This is a genomic window from Streptomyces sp. NPDC088733 (genome assembly GCF_044751185.1).
Classification (GTDB): domain Bacteria; phylum Actinomycetota; class Actinomycetes; order Streptomycetales; family Streptomycetaceae; genus Actinacidiphila.
Genome location: NZ_JBIVLH010000004.1, coordinates 111806 through 131526 on the forward strand (window position 1 = coordinate 111806; position 19721 = coordinate 131526).

Below are 19721 nucleotides of genomic sequence, written 5' to 3' on the forward strand. Positions count from 1 at the left end.
CCTCGGTCCGTACGTGGCTCGCCGCGGCGGGCCCGTCAGGCCGCCGGACGCCGGGCGAAGGAGCGGGCGCGGGCCAGGCGGGCGGGGTCGAAGGCGTCGGTGGCTCCGGCGCCCACGGTGCCGCCGAGCCCGGCGTTCCACGCCTCGATCTTCCGGGCGACGCCCTTCACCTTGGGGTGGCCCGGCGCGAGGGCGACCTCGAAGTGGGACTCCTTGGACACCGCGAAGTCGCCGCCCCAGGCGACCACGCCGTCCAGTTCGGCGAGGATGTCGCGGACCACGGTCAGCTCGCGCGGGTAGAAGCCGCCCCGCGCGTCGAGCGGGTAGGCCAGGGGCCTGATCTCGAGCGCTGTGCCGGACAGGTAGTTCGACTCGAACGCCTCCCGCACCCGGAACGACGGCGTCCGGTACCCGAGGACGTCGCCGGGGCGGAGCTGGTCGATCTCGTAGTGGAAGCGCCGCGCGACGTGGAGCAGGACGGTCGCCGCGGCACCGCCGGCCAGGCGCACCGGCAGACCGCTTCCCTCGATCACATGGGACTGCGCCCCGTCCGCGGTGAGGACCTGCCAGCCGTTCGCCGAACGGCTGCCGGACCACGCGGCGGGCGTGTCCAGCGCGTTCACCGGTACGGCGGCGGCGGGCGCCGCACCCAGCGTGCCGAGGGCGGCGGCCCCGGCCAGTGCGGTGGTGGTGCCGAGCAGATGACGCCTGGTCAGCTCGTTCACGGTGTGCCTTTCTTGGTGTGTCGGTGGAGAACGGCGAGCCGTGCGGAACCCGGCCGGACCACGGCCGGATCGGGGTTCGCCCGGCCCGGCACCGGGTCGTGGCCGGCGTGGCACCTGTTGTGGAGCGGGAACCACCGCGTGTGCTCGTCGACGTGCGCCAGGCCCGGCCGGGCCGGTGACACGCGGAACCGGGCGAGTAGGCGGGGCCCGTTGCCGGCGGGAGCAGCAGCGCCGAGCCGAGGAACCGGCGGGCACCGCGCCGCCACCGTCCGGGCCGATCGCCCGGCCCCGGCACCCACGGGCCGGGACCGGCCGACAGCACGCGGACCGGCTGTGAGCTAGCTCGGCGTGCCGGTCCTCGTGGCCCGTGCCGCGGCCCGCTTCGCGGCCTGCGCCTGGTAGGTCGTGAGGTTCCGGCGGTACTGGGCGGCCCGGCTGTTCTCCAGGCCGATCAGGGCGAGCTGACGGTCCGTGAAGCCCTGGCAGAACTCGTCGAACTTGGCCTGCCCGCCCGGCAGCAGGATGTAGTCGCCCGGCAGGACGGCGCCGGACGCCGTGATCAGCGCGAAGCGGGCCGGGCTGATCTTCGAGTCGGCCGTGCCGTAGAGCAGGCGGCTGCAGGACGACGTGGTGTTCCCGGCCGTCTGCCAGCGACGGTCGAAGTGGGCGCGGAAGCGGTTCAGCCCGCCGCCGTTGTTGTACTGGGAGGTCACCCAGTCGACGATGCTGCCGCCCCCCGCCACGTACTTGGCCAGCAGGTAGCCGTCGACGTCCTCGATCATGTCGGTGAAGGAGAAGCTGGAGACCGTGCCCGGGATGGCCAGCTTGGCCGTGCAGAAGGCGCCCGGGGAGGCGTACTGCTCCTCGGAGTTCCGCCAGTCCGCCCAGAAGGTCATGATGTCGCCGCCCCAGCCGGCGACGTCGCCGCCGGTCGCGTCGCCCTTGTTGTCCGGGTCGGGGGCGACCAGGAACCCGTTGGCGGTGGCCATCAGGTGGGCGGCGTCCAGGGTGTAGCCGGTGACGGGATCCGTGAACGAGTAGGCGTCCGGCACGCCCGCGCCGCGGCTGTCGCAGTAGGCGACGAAGTCGTCGTCGTAGCTCCCGGCCAGCCACCACCAGGTCAGGCCCTGGTACTTGCGGTGGCGCAGGTGCTCCATCACCAGCTGGCTCGCGTTGGTGCCGACGTTGTTCGCGGCCTTGTAGGCGAGGGCGAGGTCGTAGATGTGCTGCACGTAGGCGATGAAGGAGTCGGCGGGGCCGGCCGAGCTGTTCACCGAGCCCACGCCCGGCTCGGCGTACGCGCCGCGCCGCCAGACGTCCCGGTCCAGGTCGAAGGTGTCGGAGCCGTTGACGACCTGGAACTCCTTGATCTGGTTCATCGCCCAGTTCGACGGCAGGGGGTAGCCGAGGTTGCCGGAGAAGCCCCAGGACATGCCGGAGACGAAGGAGAAGCGTGCCCCGGTCCGCTCGGTGACGTTGGTGCAGACGTTGCGGGAGCCGTAGACGCCGTGGAAGTACCTCTTGCCGCGACTGGCCAGGCCGGCCACCACGCCGTTGAAGTAGGCGACGACACCCTGGGGCTGGCCGTCGATCTCCCACTGCTGGGCGTCGTAGTCCACGGCGAAGTAGATCGTGGTGCCCCGGTCGAAGCCGTAGCCGGACGCCAGGTCGTGGGCGTTGAGGGCGTGCTGGAATCCCTGGGTGTAGGTGAAGTCGGACAACTGGCGCGCGTTGTCCTGGTAGATGGGGAAGACCCGCAGGCCCGCGTCGAAGATGGTCTGGAGCTCGCCCGGCTTGATCTCCTTGTCGAGGGTGGAGCCCGGCGGGTCGTACAGGTAGCGGCCGACGAGGCGGTAGCCGTTGTCGTACATCCAGCGGGCCCGGGAGGCGGTGATCTGGAAGCGGGTGTCGGAACCGGAGGCCGCCCGGTCGGCGTTGCCCATCGACACCAGCAACTGGGCCCAGGTGTCGTACTCGCCCACCCCGTAGGACGAGTCGCCCTGGCTGTACAGCTGCGAGAACCCCTGGAAGATCTCCACGAATTCACGGGTCTTGTCGTCGAAGGTGCTCTTGAAGGTGGTCCGGACCTCGGAGTCGTCGGGGCCGCGCAGGATCACCGGCTCGTTGAACACGCAGGCCGCGGTGAAGAGCTGGACGAAGATGCCGGCGTCGCCCTGGCGCACGGTGTGCTGCCGCAGACCGGCCTGGGTGCCGGGCCCGAAATTCCCGTTGGGCTCCAGTCCGAGCTCGTACTGCAGGCCGATCATCAGGGACTTCTGCACGTCCCGGGAGTAGATGCCGTCGGCCGGGCCGATGCTGTACGCGCTGCGCTGCCAGTAACGGCCGTTGAGCCACTGCTGGATGGCGCGGATCTTGTCGGTGCCCCCGGCCACGACGACGTACGCGTCCATGTTGAGGATGCACTTGGCGATGGTGGCGTTGATCGTGCCGTCGCCCTCGGGTATCCCCATGTTGGCGCGCAGGTCCTTGACCGCTTCCCGGGTCACGCCGGTGAACCAGCCGTAGCTGTCGGGCTCGACGCCCCAGTAGCCCTTGCAGAACAGGCCGTGCTCGAGGATGGCGACGATGTTGCGGTTCGCGTCCCAGCCGAAGCCGATCTCACCGAGGGCCGCGAACCGGGACATGGTGGTCGGCCCGAAGCTGGCGACCACGGGAGAGATGCCGAGTTCGTACTGAAGGCCCATGATCAGGGAGTACATGGTGGACCAGCCGGTACGGCCGTCCTCGGGGCAGCGCTGATAGCCGCTGACACTTCCATAGGTGGCGTTGACCCACTGCTGGGCTTCCAGAACCTTCGCGTCCGCCATCGTCCAGCCTTCACGTCGTGGGGGGACAGGCCGGATCGGAGCCCGGCCTCTGGCCTTGGGCCACCCTAGGAGCGCGTTCTCTCCTCTCTCTCTTCATGTCTCACTTCACACGGGAGACCCCGGCCGCCCGCACCGGGCGGGAGCGGCCGGGGCGGTGGGTGCTCAGGTGGTGTACTCGGAGTTCAGCCGCACGTAGCCCTCGGTGAGATCGCAGCCGTAGACGGTGAACTCCCCGTCCGCGATGCCCAGGTCGATGCCGATGACCACCTCGTCGTTCGCCTTGAGGTAGGCGGCGACGGACGCGCGGCGGTCGTCCTCGTCGGCCCCGGGCGGGTAGACGCCGATGTCCCCGAAGCGGACGGTGACGTCCTCCTGGCGGATGTCCAGGTCGTCCTGGCACTTGCCGACGGCCATCACGACCCGGCCCCAGTTCGGGTCGGCGCCGTGCACGGCGGTCTTGACCAGGGGCGAGTTGACCACGGTCTTGCCCACCCGCTTGGCCTGGGCAGCGTCGCGCGCACCGGTCACCTCGACCTGGATCAGCTTCGAGGCGCCCTCACCGTCGGAGGCGATCATCTTCACCAGGCCCAGGGCGACCTCGTACAGCGCCTGTTCGAACTCCTCGGCCGCGACGGGTCCGGCGAGGCCGTTCGCGAAGACGGCGGCGGTGTCGGAGGTCGAGGTGTCGGTGTCGATGGAGACGGCGTTGAAGGTGGTGTCCATGACCCGCCGGAACACCGTGTCGAGCGTGTCCCCGTCCAGTTCGGCGTCGGTGGCGAAGAACGTCAGCAGCGTCGCCATGTCGGGTTCGAGCATGCCGACGCCCTTGGCGATCCCGGTGAGGGTGGCGTCGCCGATCCGGACGGTGAGGCACTTGGGGCGGGTGTCCGTGGTCATGATCGCCCGTGCGGCGGCCGCCAGGTCGGCCTCCTCCGCCGGGGGCCAGGCGAGCTCGTCGAGGTGGGCGGTGATCTGCTTCATGGGGTACTGGCGGCCGATGACCCCGGTCGAGGCGATCAGCAGTTCCCCGGGCTCGATGCCCAGGGCGCGGGCCGTGCGGTCCCTGACCTCGACGGCGTTGCGCTCCCCCTCGGGGCCCGTGGCGACGTTCGCGTTGCGCGCGACGACGACCACGCCGCGTGCCGTGCCGTCCGCCGCGGCGGCCCGCGAGAGGTGGACGGACGGCCCGGCGAACCGGGAGCGGGTGAACACCGCCGCCGTCCGGGCGGGCACCTGCGAGGCGATGACGCACAGGTCGTCGCGACCGTCGTCCAGGATGCCGACGGGCGCGACGTGCACGGCGAATCCCCGGGGGACCTGCCCCTGCAGCTCTTGCATAAGAAACCAACTTTCAGAATAGGTATGCAGTCACGTCCGAACGAGAGGCCGGAGCGACCGCCCCGGCCATCACGTCCTTTCGTACCAGACGGCGGACGCCGCGCGCCGCAGAACACCCGGCACGACCGTCCGCGCCGCGGGGGCGGGTCAGCCGGCCGGCTCCTCCTCCGCGACCGAGAGCACGGCGTAGTCGTACATGCCGTAGACCGGGGACATGGTGACGTTGGCCGCCCTCCTCCCCCGGAACAGCACGGACTTCACGAACATGTAGGGGCACATGACGGCCTCGTCCATGGCGGCGCGGTCCACCGCCGTCCAGATGTCCGCGCGCTCCTTCTCGTCGGACGTCCGCGCCCCGGTGTCGAGGAGCGCGTCGATGGTGCCGCTCGCCAGTTCGCCCAGGTTCTGATTGCCCGTCTCCTTGATCGCCCGGGAGTCCGCGATCTGCTGGAGGAAGCCGTAGCCGTCCGGGAAGTCCGCGGCCCACCCGAACATCACGATCCCGATGCCGTGCTCGCGGACGTACGCCGGTACCCCGGCCGCCTTGGTGAAGTAGTCGCCGCTGCCGAACGGCACCAGGTCGGCGCGGATGCCCACCCGGGCGAGGCCCTCGGCCAGGGCCACCGCGGCGTTCCACTCCTTGCGGCGGTCCGTACGGGCGGCGATCCGGGTGCTGAACCCCTCCGGGAGGCCCGCGAGTTCCAGCTCCCGGCGGGCCGCCGCCAGGTCCCCGGTGCCGTCCGCGCCGACCGGGTAGCGGTCGAAGGGCACGTGCCCCGCCAAGGACGGCGGCAGCAGCGAGGTGGCGATCTCGCCGGCCGGCCCGCCCCCGTAGGCGGCGAGCATCGCGGCCTTGTCGGTCGCCAACTGCACGGCGCGGCGGGCGTGGACATCGGCCAGCGGCCCGATGTTCTGGTTGATGCAGTACAGCCAGACGAATCCGGTGCGGGGGTTGTCGACCCCGTTCCTCAGCTCCGGATCGGCCAGCAGCCGCGCCTGCGCCTCGGGTTGCACGCCCACTCCGGCCAGGTCGATGTCGGCCCGGCCGTCGAGCAGCAGGCGGTCCACCTCCGGTCCGCTCACCCCGAGCCGCACCGTGATCCGGTCCGGAAGCGCGGTGCGGACGGGGTCGGTGCCGGCCCGCCAGTGCTCGTTGCGCTCCAGCTCCAGGGCCTCGCCCGGTGCGTAGTGCGCGATGCGGTACGGGCCGGAGGAGACGGGGCCCAGCCGGTAGTCGGGGAAGGTGTCGCGGGCCTGCGGCACCGCGATCGTCGTGGGGAGCGCCGCAAGGCGGTCGAAGGCGGCGAAGGGCTCGCGCAGCCGGAAGACGACCGTACGGTCGTCCGGCGCCTGCACGCCCGCCGGGCCGGCCAGGTACTGCCGGAAGTAGGCGGGCCCGCCCCGGGTGACCGGTTCCCCGTAGACGTGCTCGGGGAAGGCGGCGCGCAGGACGGCGTACCGCACGTCGTGGGCGGTGACGGGGGTCCCGTCCTCGAACCGCACGCCCTCGCGGACGTGGTAGGTCCAGGTGCGGCCGCCGTCGCGGACCTCGCCGAGCGCCTCCGCGAGGTCGGGGACGAGCCGGGGCGCGCCGTCGTCGCCGCCGGTGTAGCCGACCAGCGGGCGCCCGATGAGGCGGATGAAGTTCCAGGTGTAGGCGTAGTAGGTGTCGGCGGGGTCGAGGGAGTCGAAGTCGTCCGTGCGGACGAACCTGAGTGTCCCGCCCCTGCGGGCGGAGGGGTTCACGATTGCGCGTGATGCTGCGTCGAAGGCCACGGGGTGCCGGCGCCTCTCTCCTCGGACGGGTCTCGGTACGGGTCTCGGCCGGGCCGGCGCGGGGTGCGCGGGTCAGCCGCGCCCGGCGGGCACAGGCGCGCTCATCAGCCACATCTGACGTGCTCCGACACGCCGGTAGCCGAACTCGGTGTTGATGCGCAGCATGTGCGCGTTCTCCTGCGCGTTCCAGGTGTCCACATGGGTCAGCCGCGGCTCTGCGGCCCGGCACGCGGCGAGGTTGTGCGCCTTCACCAGGCGCCCGAGTCCGGCTCCGCGGTAGGCGGGGTCCACGACGGTGACGGCCTGCAGCGCGTTGTCGGGATTGGTCCGGGTCATGGACAGTCCCGTCCACGCCGCCATGCGCCCGGTGCCGCCGTCGACGACGCCGCACTGGTACGCGCGGCGCCCGCGGGCCGCGCGCATGCGCTCGAAGTCGCGGATGCGGGAGACCGCCGCGGCCTGCGGTTCCCGGTCGAGGCCGCCGGTGGGGGCGTCCGCGGAGAGCACGGCCTCCAGCCGCGCGGCCTCGGCCACCAGGTCGCCGGGGACCGCCGACCCCCAGAAGCGCAGCCGCAGCGGACCGCGGAGCGGCTCGGGGCGGGGCGCCTGAGCGACGTCCAGCCGCAGGTGGTGCAGGACCGCCACCATCCGGGCGCCGATCCGGTCCCCGAAGTGGTGGGTGGGGGCGGCGGGATCGGCGGTGTCGGCGGCCAGCAGTACCCGGGAGCAGTGCCGGGCCGCGGCGTGGCGGCGTACGAACGCGGCGAGCCGGCCGCCCCATCCGCGCCCGCGCCAGGCCGGGTGGACCACGAAGACCGCGGCGGTGGCGGTGGCGGTGTTCTCCTCCTGGGGGAACTCCAGGCGCGCGCAGGCCACGCACTCCCCTCCGTCGTAGACCGCCCACTCCTCCACCTCGGTGGCCGGCGGGCCGACCGCGAGCGAGCCCTCGAAGTCCGTGAGGCAGGGGCGCGGCAGGTGGGGCGTGTCGGCCGCGTGCGCCGCGACGCGCAGCGCGTGGACGTCCTCGACCACGCGTCCCGCCCCGCCGTCGACACGGGTGAAGGCGGGGGTCATCGCGCCAGTCCCATCGCCTGGATGTCGTACAGCCCGAAGGCCGGATGCACGTACACATTGGTGAGGTCGGGATGGCGGTGGTGCAGGGTCCGGTCGTGCGCCATGGGGAGGATGACGGCCCGGTCCATCACCGTCGCCTCCACCTGCCGCCAGATCCGCCGCCGTTGGGCGGCGTCCTCGCAGGACTGCGCCGCGTCGATGAGCCGTTCGACCGCCGGGTCGTCGAGCTCGGCGAAGTTGAAGTTGCCGCCGCCCTGCCTGATCTGCCGCCCGTCGACGAGCGGGGCGAGGAAGCCGTACTCCGTGGGGTAGTCGGCGCCCCAGTCGGTGACGCCGAGGCCGAGGCCGAGGCGGCGCACGGTGCCGGGGTGGCCCAGGCCGCTGCGGTAGTACGAGGCGGTGTCCAGCACCTCCACCCGGGCGCGGATGCCGACCCGGGACAGTCCTGCGGCAAGGGTGCGGGCGACGAGCTCGAACTTGCCCGGTTGCGTGGCGATGGCGGTCTCGAAGCCGTCCGGGAGCCCCGCGGCGGCCAGTTCGGCGCGGGCGGCGGCCAGGTCGCCCGTCAGGTCCGGTCCGGACGGGTACGGGTCGGCGCCGCTGTGGGAGGGCAGGTGGGGCGGGATCAGGGCGGTGGCGAGCGAACCGCCGACGCCGTCCCCGCCGCGGGCCTCCAGCAGCGCCGCCTTGTCCGCGGCGTAGAACACCGCGCGCCGGGCGTGCACGTCGTGCAGCGGCGGGACGCGGGTCTGCACGGTGACGTACTGCAGGAAGCCGGTGGCGGGGTTGTCGGACCGCGCGCGCAGGGCGGGGTCGGCGAGGATCACGTCGCGCGCCTTGTGCTGGATGCCCCTGCCCTCGACGTCCACGTGGAACTCCCCTGCCAGCAGGCGCCGGTCCAGTTCGTCGACGTCGACGCCGAAGGCGGCGGTGAGGGCGTCCGGCAGGGCGCGGCGCACCGGGTCCGTCGACCCGTCCCACTCCGTGTTGCGGACGAGGTGGAGGGAGCGTCCGGGCTCGTAGCGGTGGATGCGGTAGGGGCCGGAGCAGACCGGCGCGCCGCCGTAGGCCGCTCCGGAGTCGCGGTGGGCGGGCACGGGCGCGGTGTTGGGCTGCGCCATCAGGTAGTCGAAGTCGGCGAACGGCCGCTTCAGCCGGAAGCGGAGGGTGCGCGCGTCAGGGCACTCGACGGCCCTGCACCGGCCGCCCCGGTAGGGGCCGGGGTAGCCGCCGTGGTCGAGCAGGTCGACCAGGTAGGTGGGTCCGCCGGGCAGCAAGTCCTGGGCGAAGACCCGCTCGACGGCGTGGGCGATGTCGCGGGCGCCGATCTCCTCCCCGGTCTCGAACCTGGCACCGCCGCGGATCCGGTACGTCCAGGTGAGCCCGCCGTCCGAGACCTCGCCCGGCTCGCACGCCAGGTCGGGTACAACGGCGGGGGTGCGGGGGTCGGTGCCGAAGGCCATGAGCGTGCGGTGCATGGTCCGCTGGAGCAGCCAGGACCACACGTAGTAGGTGCGGGCGGGGTCGAGCGAGTCGACGTCCGCCGAGGCCACCATGGCCAGCGTTCCGCCGCGCCGGTCGGAGGGTTCTGCGACGGCGCCGACGGCGGCGTTCCAGCCGGTCATCAGCCGAGCTCCTTCACATACAGGGACTGCGTCGACAGGGTGCATCCGCGGGAGACCTTGGCGTCCGTCGAGCCGATGCCGTAGTGGACGGTCTTGACCCCGTGCCGGGGGGCGTGGTCGGCGAGCGTGTAGTACAGCAGCTCGTAGTAGAGCGGGAGTCCGCCCTGCGCCGCGTAGTCGAAGCCGGCGCGGTGCGCGAACCAGTCGCCGCCGTGGGAGAGGACCAGCCCGAAGCCGGCGATCCGTCCGTCCAGGACGGCCTTGGTCACCAGCGCCCGGTCCCCCAGCCGCTCGGCGGCGGCGTACAGCACCGCCTCGGAGCGCCGCGGATCCCAGCCGGCCATCCCGTACTTGGCGAACAGCTCCGTCTCCAGGGCGGCCAGGCGCGGGACTTCGGCGGGGTCCAGGGGCTCCAGTGAGATCACGGCGTCCGACGCCTCGATGCGCCGGCGTTCCGCGCGGACCCGCCGGGAGCGCCGGGAGGGCAGCGCCATCGCGTAGTCCATGAACCCCTCGCCGGGCAGCGTGAGGGCGGCGAACTCGCCGGACACGTGGGAGATGTAGCCGCGTTCGGCCAGGACCTGGCGCTGGACCCGGTCGGAGGCGTCGACGTACGGGAAGCAGATCGAGCGGCATCCGTGGAGCGCGGCGGTCCGCTCGGCCCGCTCCACCACGTCGTGCGCGCTCCGCGGCGTCGCGTCCGGGTGCAGCAGCAGCCGGGTCCGGCCGAGGTGGCGGCCGCCGCACATCATCGAGGGCATGAGGCGGTCCGGGTCGCCGAAGCCCGCGAGGACGTCGGCGGCGCCGGCCATGCCCTCGGCCGCGCAGTGCCGGATCAGCAGGTCGGTGCGGCCCAGCGCCCAGGGCGACCCGTGGTCGGCCAGCACCATCGGCAGGGCCGCCACGAGGCCCGCCTCCTCCGTCGCGGTCAGGTAGGCCATCCACGCTCCCGCGGAATCCTGCAGGACGCGCATCCAGTCGGGGGTGAGGAAGAAGTCCTCGCCCCCGACGAGCGCGGCCCAGCCGGCCTCGCGCGCCTCCTCGGGCGTCCGCCACTGGTCGATCACCATTCCACCGGTCACGCCGGGAGTGTGGCCCGCCGCGATCTCCGGCCGCTCTCGAAGTGCTCCCCGCCGACGGCGATACCGGCCCGAGAGATCCACGAGAGAACCCCGCCCCAGGGTGTGCACAGCTTTCCCCGTCGCCGTGCGAACAGGAGACCCCCGCAGCCATGTCCCGTGTATCCACCGGTCCGAGCGCGCAGCCCACCACCGCACATGCCCTGCTCAAGCGCCTGAGAGAACACGGCGTCGAGAAGGTGTTCGGCGTCGTCGGCCGCGAGGCCGCCTCGATCCTGTTCGACGAGCAGGACGGCATCGAGTTCCTGCTGACCCGGCACGAGTTCACCGCCGGTGTCGCGGCCGACGTGCTGGCCCGCATCAGCGGCCGGCCGCAGGCGTGCTGGGCGACGCTGGGCCCCGGCATGACCAACCTGACCACGGGCATGGCGACCAGTGCCCTGGACCGCTCCCCCGTCATCGCGATGGCGGCGCAGTCCGAGTCGCACGACATCTTCCCCAACGACACGCACCAGTGCCTCGACCTGGTCAAGATCGCCGAGCCGATCTCGAAGTACGCGGCGGAGCTGCAGCGCCCCCGGGAGATCACCGACCTCGTCGACTCGGCGGTGACCTCGGCGATGACGGAACCGGTGGGCCCGTCCTTCCTCAGCCTCCCGGTGGACCTGCTCGGCTCCTCCGAGGGGATCGACCTCGCGGCCGACCACGGCCCGGCCCGCACGCCGGCCAAGCCGATCACGGCGTTCCAGCCGGGCTGGGAGGGCAGCGCGGACGAGGCGGTGGCCCTGGTGCGCGAGGCCGCCCACCCGGTGTTCGTCGTCGGCGCGGCCGCCATCCGCTCGGGTGCCGTCCCCGCCCTCCGCGCCCTGGCGGAGCGGCTGAACATCCCCGTGATCACGACCTACATCGCCAAGGGCGTCCTGCCGCAGGGCCACGAACTCAACTACGGCGCCGTCACGGGCTACATGGACGGCATCCTGTCGTTCCCCGCGCTGGAGACGCTGTTCGGGCCGGCCGACCTCGTGCTGACCGTGGGCTACGACTACGCCGAGGACCTGCGGCCGTCGATGTGGGAGCGCGGCCCGGCGAAGAAGACCGTCCGCGTCGCCCCGACCGCCAACCCCGTGCCGCGGATCTACCGGCCGACGGTGGACGTGGTCACGGACGTCCTGGCGTTCGTCGAGCACCTGGACGCCGGCACCCGCGGCGTCGCGGCGAAGAGCCGTCACGACATCGCGCCGCTGCGGGAGCGGATCGCCGAGTTCCTGGCCGACCCGGAGCAGTACACCGACGGCATGCGCGTGCACCAGGTCATCGACTCGATGAACACCGTCATGGCCGACGCCGCCGCCCCGGGCGAGGGCACGATCGTCTCGGACATCGGCTTCTTCCGCCACTACGGCGTGCTGTTCGCCCGCGCCGACCAGCCGTACGGGTTCCTCACCTCCGCGGGGTGCTCCAGCTTCGGTTACGGTATCGCCGCGGCGATCGGCGCCCAGCTGGCCAGGCCCGGCCAGCCCACCTTCCTGATCGCCGGCGACGGCGGCTTCCACTCCAACAGCGCCGACCTGGAGACCGCGGCCCGTCTCGGCCTGCCGATCGTCGCCGTCGTGGTGAACAACGACACCAACGGCCTGATCGAGCTCTACCAGAACATCGGGCACCAGCGCAGCCACGCCCCCGCAATCAAGTTCACCGGTGTCGACTTCGTCCAGCTCGCGCAGGCCAACGGCGTCGAGGGGACCAAGGCGACGACCCGCGAGGAACTGGTCGCCGCGCTGCGCAAGGGCGTCGAACTGGGCCGCCCCTACCTGATCGAGGTCCCCGTCGCCTACGACTTCACCGCCGGCGGCTTCGGGGCGCTGAAGATCTGACATGACGGACACGGGCCTTCCCGCCGTCTTCGGCTTCCTCGCCTCTGCCGGCACCGGCAGAGGCGGGGCCGCCCCCTCGGCGGACTTCGCGACGCGCGGCCGGCACACCCCGATCGGGGAACGGCTGCGCCTTCAGAGCGTGGACGCCACGCTCGTCCACCCCGGTCCCGACCCCTCCCCGGCGTACGCCCGCGGCGCGGACACGTTCGCACTGATCGCCGGGGAGATCTACAACCGCGACGAGATCCACGCCACCCTCGGCACGCACGCCGGGGTGCCGGACGCCGAGTTGCTGCTCGGCCTGTTCGAGAAGTACGGGGTGCACGCCTTCCGGCTGCTCAACGGCCGGTACGCGGCGCTGCTCGCGGCGGGCGACCGGCTGCTGGCCGCCACCGACCATGCCGGGTCCGTGCCGCTGTACGTGCGGGCGGTGCCGGGGCACGTGCTGGCCGCGACCGAGGCCAAGGCGCTCGCCGGGCGGACCGCGACGGGGAGCGGCGCCCCGCTCCCCGGGGTGCGCAGGGTCCGCCGCCTGCCGGGGCTGCACCAGGTGCCGGCCGGTGCCGTGCTGGACATCCGCACCAGTACCGGGGCGGTGTCCCTGCACCGCACCTGGGTGCCGCCCGTCCACCGGCTCCTCGTCGGCGAGGACGAGGCCGTCAACCTGGTGCGTACGGCACTGGAGCGGGCCGTGGTCCGCCGGCTCGGCGCCGGCGGGCGGCCGCTGGTGGTGCTCTCAGGGGGCATCGACTCCTCCGGCGTCGCGGCCCTGTCCAGCAGCGCGGCCCCGCAAGGGATCGACACGCTGTCGATGGGGACCGACACCGCGGACGAGTTCCCGCAGGCCCGGCTGGTCGCCGGGCACCTGCGCTCCGCGCACCGGGAGATCACCGTCCCCACGGCCGAGTTGCTGGCCCAGCTGCCGCACACCGTCCACGCGGCGGAGACCACCGACCCGGAGGTCATCGAGTACCTGCTGCCGCTGACCGCGCTGTACCGGCGGCTGGACGGGCCGGCGCGCAGGGTGCTGACCGGTTACGGGGCGGACATCCCGCTGGGCGGCATGCACCGGGAGGACCGGCTGCCCGAGCTGGACACCGCGGTGGCACGGGACATGGACACCTTCGACGGGCTCAACGAGATGAGCCCGGTCCTGTCGGCGCTGAACGGCCACTGGTCCACGCACCCCTACTGGGACCGGGAGGTGCTGGACCTGCTGACCTCGCTGGAGGCAGGGCTCAAGCGCCGCCACGGGCGCGACAAGTGGGTGCTGCGCACCGCGATGGCCGACCTGCTGCCCGCCGAGACCGTGAACCGGCCCAAGCTCGGCGTCCACGAGGGCTCGGGAACCTCGTCCGCCTTCTCCGCGCTGCTCCTCGGCGCCGGGGTCGCGGAGCCGGACGTGCCCGACGCCAAGGCCCGGGTGGTGCGGGAGCTGTTCGACCGGACGGTGGCCGGCGGTGCCGACCCGGACGGCATCGCGGTGGCCGAGGTCGTCGAGGCCGTCGCGGCGGGGGTGGCGGTGTGAGCGGCTACGAGCAGTTCCGGGGCAAGCGGCTCGCCCTGGTGGAGTCCATGCTGCACGACGCCTTCTACAACGGCATCCACCGCGCCCGGGACTTCGGCTGCGAGGTGTGGCTGCTGGTGCGGGGGGAGGAGTGGTACACCGGCGGGCGGCCGCTGTCCGAGCACCCGCTGGGCAGGGTCGACCGGGTCGTCCAGGTGGACACCCACGACTGGCGCGCGGTGGCCGGTGTGCTCACCGACGCGGACGGCAAGCCGCTGGTGGACGGCGTCCTGTCGTTCTCCGACTACCACACGGAGGTCACCGCCCGGGTCGCCGAGAGTCTCGGCCTGCCGTCGCAGGGGCTGGAGGCGGTGCGTGCCGCCAACCACAAGCACCTGCTGCGCGAGGCCCTCGGCGACGATCCGGCGAACGTGCGCTGGCGGCTGGTGACCCGCCGGGAGGAACTGGAGGCCGCCGTCGGCCACGTGGGGCTGCCGCTGATCGCCAAACCGCCCTCGGAGGCGATCTCGTTCGGCGTCCGCAAATGCCTGACGTGGGACCAGGTTCTCGACGCGTGGCGGGAGTTGTCCGCCGTCCGGGCCTCGCTGCGCGGCCAGCCGCGCCCCGGCCACGTGCTCCTGGAGGAGTACGTGCGGGGCACCGAGGTCAGCGTGGAGTCGATGACCGCGGACGGGGTGACGCACTTCTTCGGCGCCACGTCCAAGGAGCTGCACAAGGACACGCTGCTGGAGGAGGCCCACTCCTTCCCGGTCGCCCTGGACGCCGGTGTCTGGGACGAGGTCCGCGCGTGCGTGGACCGCGCGCTGCGGGCGATCTCGTACCGCCAGGGCCCGGCGCACACCGAGGTGATGATCACCGAGGACGGTCCGCGCATCGTCGAGGTCAACCCGCGGCTGCCGGCCCACATGATCTCGACCATGGTGACCGACGTGTGCGGCACCGATCCGCACCTGGACGCCAAGCTGCTCGCCCTCGGCGCCGAGCACGTGCCGCACCGCGGTCCGGGCGACGGAGCCGTGGGCGGCGCCGCGGTGGTCGTGCTCTTCCCCGACGAGCCGGGCGAGTTCACGGGGATCGACGGCACCGGGGACACGGCTGCCACCGACTCCGCCGGCGGGGAGGGCCCGTCGACCGGGGTGTCGGTGCACCTGCACCACGAACCGGGGGACCTGGTCGCCACCCGGCTGGACAACTCCGCGTCCGTCGGCTTCGTGTACGCACGGGCGCACTCCGCGAAGGAGGCCCTCGACGAGGCCCGCAGGGCGGCGGGCCGCATCCGCATCCACACCCGGAAGGAGGCTCCGTGAACGGCCAGGCCGACTCGCACATCTCCCCGCGCTACGCGCAGATCCCCACGTTCATGCGGCTCACGCACGACCCGGCACCGGTCGGGCAGGACGTCGTGGTCATCGGCGCCCCCTACGACGGCGGCACCAGCTACCGCCCCGGGGCCCGGTTCGGCCCCCGGCAGATCCGCTGCGAGTCCGGCCTGATCCACGGGGTCGGCATCGATCGCGGCCCCGGGGTCTTCGACCTGCTCTCCGTCGTCGACGGCGGGGACATCGACCTGACGCCCTTCAACCAGCACATCGCCATCGCCACCGCGCAGGACCACCTGTCCCGCCTGCTGGCCGGCAACGCCGCCTTCCTCATGCTCGGCGGCGACCACTCGCTGACGCTCTCCGCGCTGCGGGCCGTCCACGCCAAGCACGGCCCGGTGGCAGTGCTGCACCTCGACGCCCACTCGGACACCAACCCCGCCATGATCGGCGGCGAGTTCCACCACGGGACGCCGTTCCGGCACGCCATCGAGGAGGGCCTGGTCCAGGCGGACGCCATGGTCCAGCTCGGCATCCGCGGCCACAACCCGCGGCCCGACAGCCTGGACTACGCGCGCGGCCACGGGGTGCGCGTCGTCACCGCGGACGAGTTCGCCGACCTGGGCACGGCACGGACGGCGGACCTGATCCGGGCGACGATCGGGGACCGCCCGGTCTACGTCTCCGTGGACATCGACGTCGTCGACCCCGCGTTCGCCCCCGGCACCGGGACGCCCGCCCCGGGCGGGCTCACCAGCCGGGAGGTGCTCGCGCTGCTGCGCACGGTCGGCGACCTCGCCCCCGTCGGGTTCGACGTCATGGAGGTCTCCCCGCTGTACGACCATGCCGGGATCACCTGCGTCCTGGCCACCGAGATCGGCGCGGAGCTGCTCTACCAGTACGCCCGCGCACACCGGAAGAAGGAGGAGAAGTAGTGGCGACTCTGGACGTCACCCGGTACCGGGAGGACCTGCTCGCGCTCGCGACGCAGCTGCCCGCCGTGCCCCGCCTGGACCTCTACGGGTTCCTGGAGGCGGCGCACAAGCTCTCGCAGCAACTCCCCTACGAGATCAGCGACACGCTGGACGCCTTCAACCAGGGCGGCAACGAGGACGGTTACCTGCTCCTGCGCGGGCTCCCGGTCGAGGCGGAGGAGGATCTGCCCGTCACGCCGTCGGCCACGCCGGCGCCCGTCGACCGCGAGCGGCTGAACATGGAGGCCTTCCTGGCGCTCGTCGGCCGCCGGCTCGGCCTGCACACCGGCTACGCGGAGCTGCGGTCGGGCTCCGTCTACCACGACGTGTACCCGTCGCCGGGCGCGCACCACCTGTCCTCGGAGACCAGCGAGACCCTGCTGGAGTTCCACACCGAGATGGCGTACCACACGCTCCAGCCCAACTACGTCCTGCTGGCCTGCTCCAGGGCCGACCACGAGCGCCGGGCGAGGACCCTCGTCGCCTCGGTGCGCAAGGCGGTCCGCCTGCTGGACGAGGAGACGATCGACGCGCTCCACGGCACCAAGCAGCCCTGCGAGGTGGACGTGGCGTTCCGCGGCGGTGTCGAGGACCCCGGCGCGATCGCCAACGTCACGCCGCTCTACGGGCCCAAGGACGACCCCCTGCTCGGCTACGACCGCGAACTGCTCAAGCCGCGCGAGGGCGCCGGCGCCGAGGCCGTGGCGAAGCTGTCCGCGTCCCTGGACGAGGTGACCGAGGGCGTCTCCCTGGAGCCCGGCGATCTGCTGATCGTCGACAACTTCCGCACCACGCACGCCCGTACGCCCTTCTCGCCCCGCTGGGACGGCAAGGACCGCTGGCTGCACCGCGTGTACATCCGCACCAACTCGGGCGGGCAGCTCCCGACGGGTGGTGAACGCGCCGGCGACGTGGTCACCTTCACCCCGCGCCGGTGACCGCCCCCTGACGCGCCCCGCGGTTCCCGCGCCGATGAGCGCGGGAACCGCGGGGCGCCGGCGTCCCTAGCCCGCCTCCGCCCCCCGTGCCGCCGCGGCGGCCGGTCCGCGGTGCAGGCTGAGCATCCCGAGGCAGAGGGCCGCGGTCGCCGCGGCGAGCACCCACCACAGGCCGGCCGGCGCGTGCGCCAGGAAGAAGGCCACCAGCAGGGGGACCACGGCGAGCGCCAGTCCCACCATGACCTGGTTGAACGCCTGGTAGGACCCCAGTTGCCGTTTCGGCGACAGGGTGACCAGCAGCACGGACAGGGTCTGGGTGGAGACGATCTCACCGAGCGTGTAGACGGCCATGCCGAGCACCAGCAGGGGCAGCAGGGCGCGGAGCGGCAGCGCGTCCGCGCACCCGAGGACCACCAGCAGGCCGGCGTGCAGGGCCGTACCGGCCGCGACGACCCGCAACGGGGACCGGTTCCCCAGGCGGCTGCTGACCGGGAGCTGCAGCACCACCATCGTCACGGTGTTGACCGCGAACAGGAGCCCCACGATCCAGGCCGGTGTCCGCAACTGGTCGACGAGGTACACCGGCAGGCCGGCCTCGGTGGCGACGATCACCGTGATCAGGAGGAAGTTGGCGACGGCGATCCGCACGAACAGCGGATCGCGCCACGGACGGCCTCCGGCCGGGACGGCTTCCTTGCGGGCGGGGCGCACGGTCGGCAGCGGCAGGTAGAGCAGGGCCGCCACGGCGAAGCTGGCGGCGTTGAGCAGGCCGACCAGGACGAAGCCGGCACGGTCCCCGGAGGCGACCAGCGCCAGTCCGGCGAGCAGGCCGCCGAAGCCCATCCCCGCGTTGAGGGCCACCCTCGACAGCGCCAGCCACCGCCCGACCTCGCCCTCGGGCGCGATCCCGGCGGCGAGCACCGGTACGGACACCTGCTCCGCCCGCTGCGCGACCGCGGCGACGACGGCGAGCGCGACGAAGCTGACGATGTTGTGGACGAACGGGTAGGCGACGAAGGCCGCCGTCCGCACCAGTGCGGCGGTGACCAGCACGGGTCTGGTGCCCCAGGTGTCGACGCACCGCCCCACCAATTGGACGGCCGGCAGGGCCAGTAGGGTGGCCACCGTGAGGGCCGTGCCGATCGTGGTGAGCGAGAAGCCGGTCACCGCGAGGAAGAACAGCAACTGGTAGGGGTAGAAGAAGCCGGTACCCACGGCGTTCACCAGGGCCGCGAGCCCGAACCAGCCGACCCCCGCGCCCCGGGGCAGCATGGCCGCCCGGGGTGGCTTCGTCTCCTGCGGCGCACTCCCACGCGTCGTACTGCCGGACTCCTCCGGAGCGTTCACAGCGGGCCTCTCCTCGTCGTTTTCCGTATTTTCTGTTGAGTGCATGACAAAATTGGCCGAAAACCGCAGGCCTGCCGGGCTCATGTGGGCATCAGCGCGCTGTCCTGTCGCAGGATCGCCTGGGCCAGCGTGCGCAGGCTGGGACCGGGGTCGATGCCGAGTTCCTCGGCGAGGGTCCGCCGCACGCGGCGGAAGACGCCGAGCGCGTCGGCCTGACGGCCCGACCGGTACAGGGCCAGCATCAGGTCCCGGTGCAGACTCTCCCGCAGCGGGAACCGCTCGACGAGTTCGTACAGTTCGGGGATGACCTCGTCGTGCCGACCGAGCCGCAGCTCCAGGGTGACTCGGTAGTGCACCGTGGCGATGTGCTCCTCCTCGAGCCGTATCAGGGCGTTGCGCAGGCCCTGATACGTGATGTCGAGCAGGGCCGGACCGCGCCACAGCTCGTGCGCCGACCTCAGCAGCCGGACCGCCTCCTCGGGCCGGTGCCACCGGTCCATGTCCCTCGCGGCGGCCACCCTCGCGCGGTAGGTCGCGATGTCGACCGCGCATAACTCCCCGCTCAGCCGGTATCCGGTGCTGCACGACTGCAGCGCCTCGGAAGGGCCGCCCGCGCCGGTCAGGGCACTGCGCAGCATCCAGATGCCCGTCTGCACCTGCCCCGTCGCGGTGCGTGGCGGCCGCTCGTCCCACACGGCCCTGATCAGATGGTCCGTGGCGACGATCCGCCCCGGTTGCAGCGCCAGCGCGGCCAGGAGCCCGCGCTGCCTGCGGCCCGGAACCGTCACCGACGCCCTGCCGACCCGTAGTTCCAGCGGGCCCAGTACCGCGATCTGCACCGGTCTGGACGCACCGTCGCCCACCTGCACTCCCATGAGGATCCCCCCTCTGTACCTGACACGCGTAGATTCACGGAGCCATGAACCACTGCATAGGCAGTACACGGATACCCGGAAGGCATATCAAATGATGCGGTGAAGGGCACAGGAGTTCGCTCGCTCCATACCCGCGCACCTGTCCAGACCGGCCGCTTCGCCGCCCGGCACGCGAGAAGCGCCACGGCCGGGGCGATTTCCGGAAAACGCCTCCGCGGGCGGCCGAAATTCGCCGCCCATGACCGATCGGGGTATACGGCGGCGTTGCCGCGCAGCATTCCGGACAAACATCGGCCGGCGCCGGGCGCCGCCCCCGCCTCACTGCCAGGCCGGGCACCCGCCCCGCACCCGGAGGGCCGCCACGTCCACTGTCCGAAAACCTCCCGGCCCTCCTATCGCTCTGCGTACTGTTGATCTCACT

14 protein-coding genes are annotated in these 19721 nt (G+C 72.6%); 5 read left to right on the forward strand and 9 right to left on the reverse strand.

Annotated elements, in window-relative coordinates:
- Positions 1–35: 35 nt before the first annotated feature.
- The 7 genes from ACIP64_RS09400 to ACIP64_RS09430 form a co-directional block, all read right to left on the reverse strand.
- Complete coding sequence (locus ACIP64_RS09400; protein ID WP_401583370.1) at positions 36–725, reverse strand: hypothetical protein; 690 nt, start codon at positions 723–725, stop codon at positions 36–38.
- Between the two features lie 338 nt (positions 726–1063).
- Positions 1064–3553 carry a glycoside hydrolase domain-containing protein gene (locus tag ACIP64_RS09405; protein WP_401583371.1) on the reverse strand — a complete coding sequence of 830 codons (2490 nt, stop codon included), beginning with the start codon at positions 3551–3553 and terminating at the stop codon, positions 1064–1066.
- Between the two features lie 162 nt (positions 3554–3715).
- Positions 3716–4891, reverse strand: a complete 1176-nt coding sequence (gene argJ, locus ACIP64_RS09410; RefSeq protein ID WP_401583373.1) for a bifunctional glutamate N-acetyltransferase/amino-acid acetyltransferase ArgJ — start codon at positions 4889–4891, stop codon at positions 3716–3718.
- Positions 4892–5038: 147 nt separating this feature from the next.
- The gene (locus ACIP64_RS09415; RefSeq protein ID WP_401583375.1) at positions 5039–6637 is read right to left on the reverse strand and encodes an ABC transporter substrate-binding protein; all 1599 of its coding nucleotides are present in this window, start codon (positions 6635–6637) and stop codon (positions 5039–5041) included.
- Positions 6638–6739: 102 nt separating this feature from the next.
- Entirely contained in the window at positions 6740–7741 is a 1002-nt protein-coding gene (locus ACIP64_RS09420) for a GNAT family N-acetyltransferase (RefSeq protein WP_401583377.1), read from the reverse strand.
- On the reverse strand, positions 7738–9366 hold the full coding sequence (locus ACIP64_RS09425; protein ID WP_401583378.1) for an ABC transporter substrate-binding protein: 1629 nt from the start codon (positions 9364–9366) through the stop codon (positions 7738–7740). Before ACIP64_RS09425 ends, ACIP64_RS09420 begins: the two co-directional genes overlap by 4 nt.
- Entirely contained in the window at positions 9366–10448 is a 1083-nt protein-coding gene (locus ACIP64_RS09430; protein WP_401583380.1) for a GNAT family N-acetyltransferase, read from the reverse strand. Before ACIP64_RS09430 ends, ACIP64_RS09425 begins: the two co-directional genes overlap by 1 nt.
- Positions 10449–10597: 149 nt before the next feature.
- Here ACIP64_RS09430 and ACIP64_RS09435 point away from each other — a divergent pair, with 149 nt between their 5' ends.
- From ACIP64_RS09435 to cs1, 5 genes are read left to right on the forward strand one after another with little or no spacing between them, the layout of a single operon-like run.
- Positions 10598–12319, forward strand: coding sequence for a thiamine pyrophosphate-binding protein (locus ACIP64_RS09435; protein ID WP_401583381.1), 1722 nt, complete (start codon positions 10598–10600; stop codon positions 12317–12319).
- A gap of 1 nt (position 12320) precedes the next feature.
- Positions 12321–13847: an asparagine synthase-related protein gene (locus ACIP64_RS09440; RefSeq protein ID WP_401583383.1), complete on the forward strand. Its 1527-nt coding sequence runs from the start codon at positions 12321–12323 to the stop codon at positions 13845–13847.
- Positions 13844–15154 (forward strand): ATP-grasp domain-containing protein, encoded by a 1311-nt coding sequence (locus ACIP64_RS09445; protein WP_401583385.1) that lies wholly within the window; start codon positions 13844–13846, stop codon positions 15152–15154. The genes ACIP64_RS09440 and ACIP64_RS09445 overlap by 4 nt, the downstream gene beginning before the upstream one ends.
- Positions 15155–15207: 53 nt before the next feature.
- On the forward strand, positions 15208–16101 hold the full coding sequence (gene speB, locus ACIP64_RS09450; RefSeq protein ID WP_401583810.1) for an agmatinase: 894 nt from the start codon (positions 15208–15210) through the stop codon (positions 16099–16101).
- Positions 16101–17078 carry a clavaminate synthase Cs1 gene (gene cs1 / locus ACIP64_RS09455; protein ID WP_401583387.1) on the forward strand — a complete coding sequence of 326 codons (978 nt, stop codon included), beginning with the start codon at positions 16101–16103 and terminating at the stop codon, positions 17076–17078. Before speB ends, cs1 begins: the two co-directional genes overlap by 1 nt.
- Before the next feature lie 66 nt (positions 17079–17144).
- Here the strand turns inward: cs1 and ACIP64_RS09460 are convergent, their stop codons facing one another.
- Together ACIP64_RS09460 and ACIP64_RS09465 are read right to left on the reverse strand one after the other, a co-directional pair.
- Positions 17145–18425: an MFS transporter gene (locus ACIP64_RS09460; RefSeq protein ID WP_401583388.1), complete on the reverse strand. Its 1281-nt coding sequence runs from the start codon at positions 18423–18425 to the stop codon at positions 17145–17147.
- A gap of 80 nt (positions 18426–18505) precedes the next feature.
- Positions 18506–19300 carry an AfsR/SARP family transcriptional regulator gene (locus ACIP64_RS09465; protein ID WP_360905492.1) on the reverse strand — a complete coding sequence of 265 codons (795 nt, stop codon included), beginning with the start codon at positions 19298–19300 and terminating at the stop codon, positions 18506–18508.
- Positions 19301–19721: the final 421 nt, after the last annotated feature.

Excerpts from the sequence above, each read along its gene's own strand:
- ACIP64_RS09405 (WP_401583371.1), bottom strand. The coding sequence starts at position 3,553 with ATGGCGGACGCGAAGGTTCTGGAAGCCCAGCAGTGGGTCAACGCCACC.
- argJ (WP_401583373.1), bottom strand. The coding sequence starts at position 4,891 with ATGCAAGAGCTGCAGGGGCAGGTCCCCCGGGGATTCGCCGTGCACGTC.
- ACIP64_RS09420 (WP_401583377.1), bottom strand. The coding sequence starts at position 7,741 with ATGACCCCCGCCTTCACCCGTGTCGACGGCGGGGCGGGACGCGTGGTC.
- ACIP64_RS09425 (WP_401583378.1), bottom strand. The coding sequence starts at position 9,366 with ATGACCGGCTGGAACGCCGCCGTCGGCGCCGTCGCAGAACCCTCCGAC.
- ACIP64_RS09435 (WP_401583381.1), top strand. The coding sequence starts at position 10,598 with ATGTCCCGTGTATCCACCGGTCCGAGCGCGCAGCCCACCACCGCACAT.
- ACIP64_RS09440 (WP_401583383.1), top strand. The coding sequence starts at position 12,321 with ATGACGGACACGGGCCTTCCCGCCGTCTTCGGCTTCCTCGCCTCTGCC.
- speB (WP_401583810.1), top strand. The coding sequence starts at position 15,208 with ATGCGGCTCACGCACGACCCGGCACCGGTCGGGCAGGACGTCGTGGTC.
- ACIP64_RS09465 (WP_360905492.1), bottom strand. The coding sequence starts at position 19,300 with ATGGGAGTGCAGGTGGGCGACGGTGCGTCCAGACCGGTGCAGATCGCG.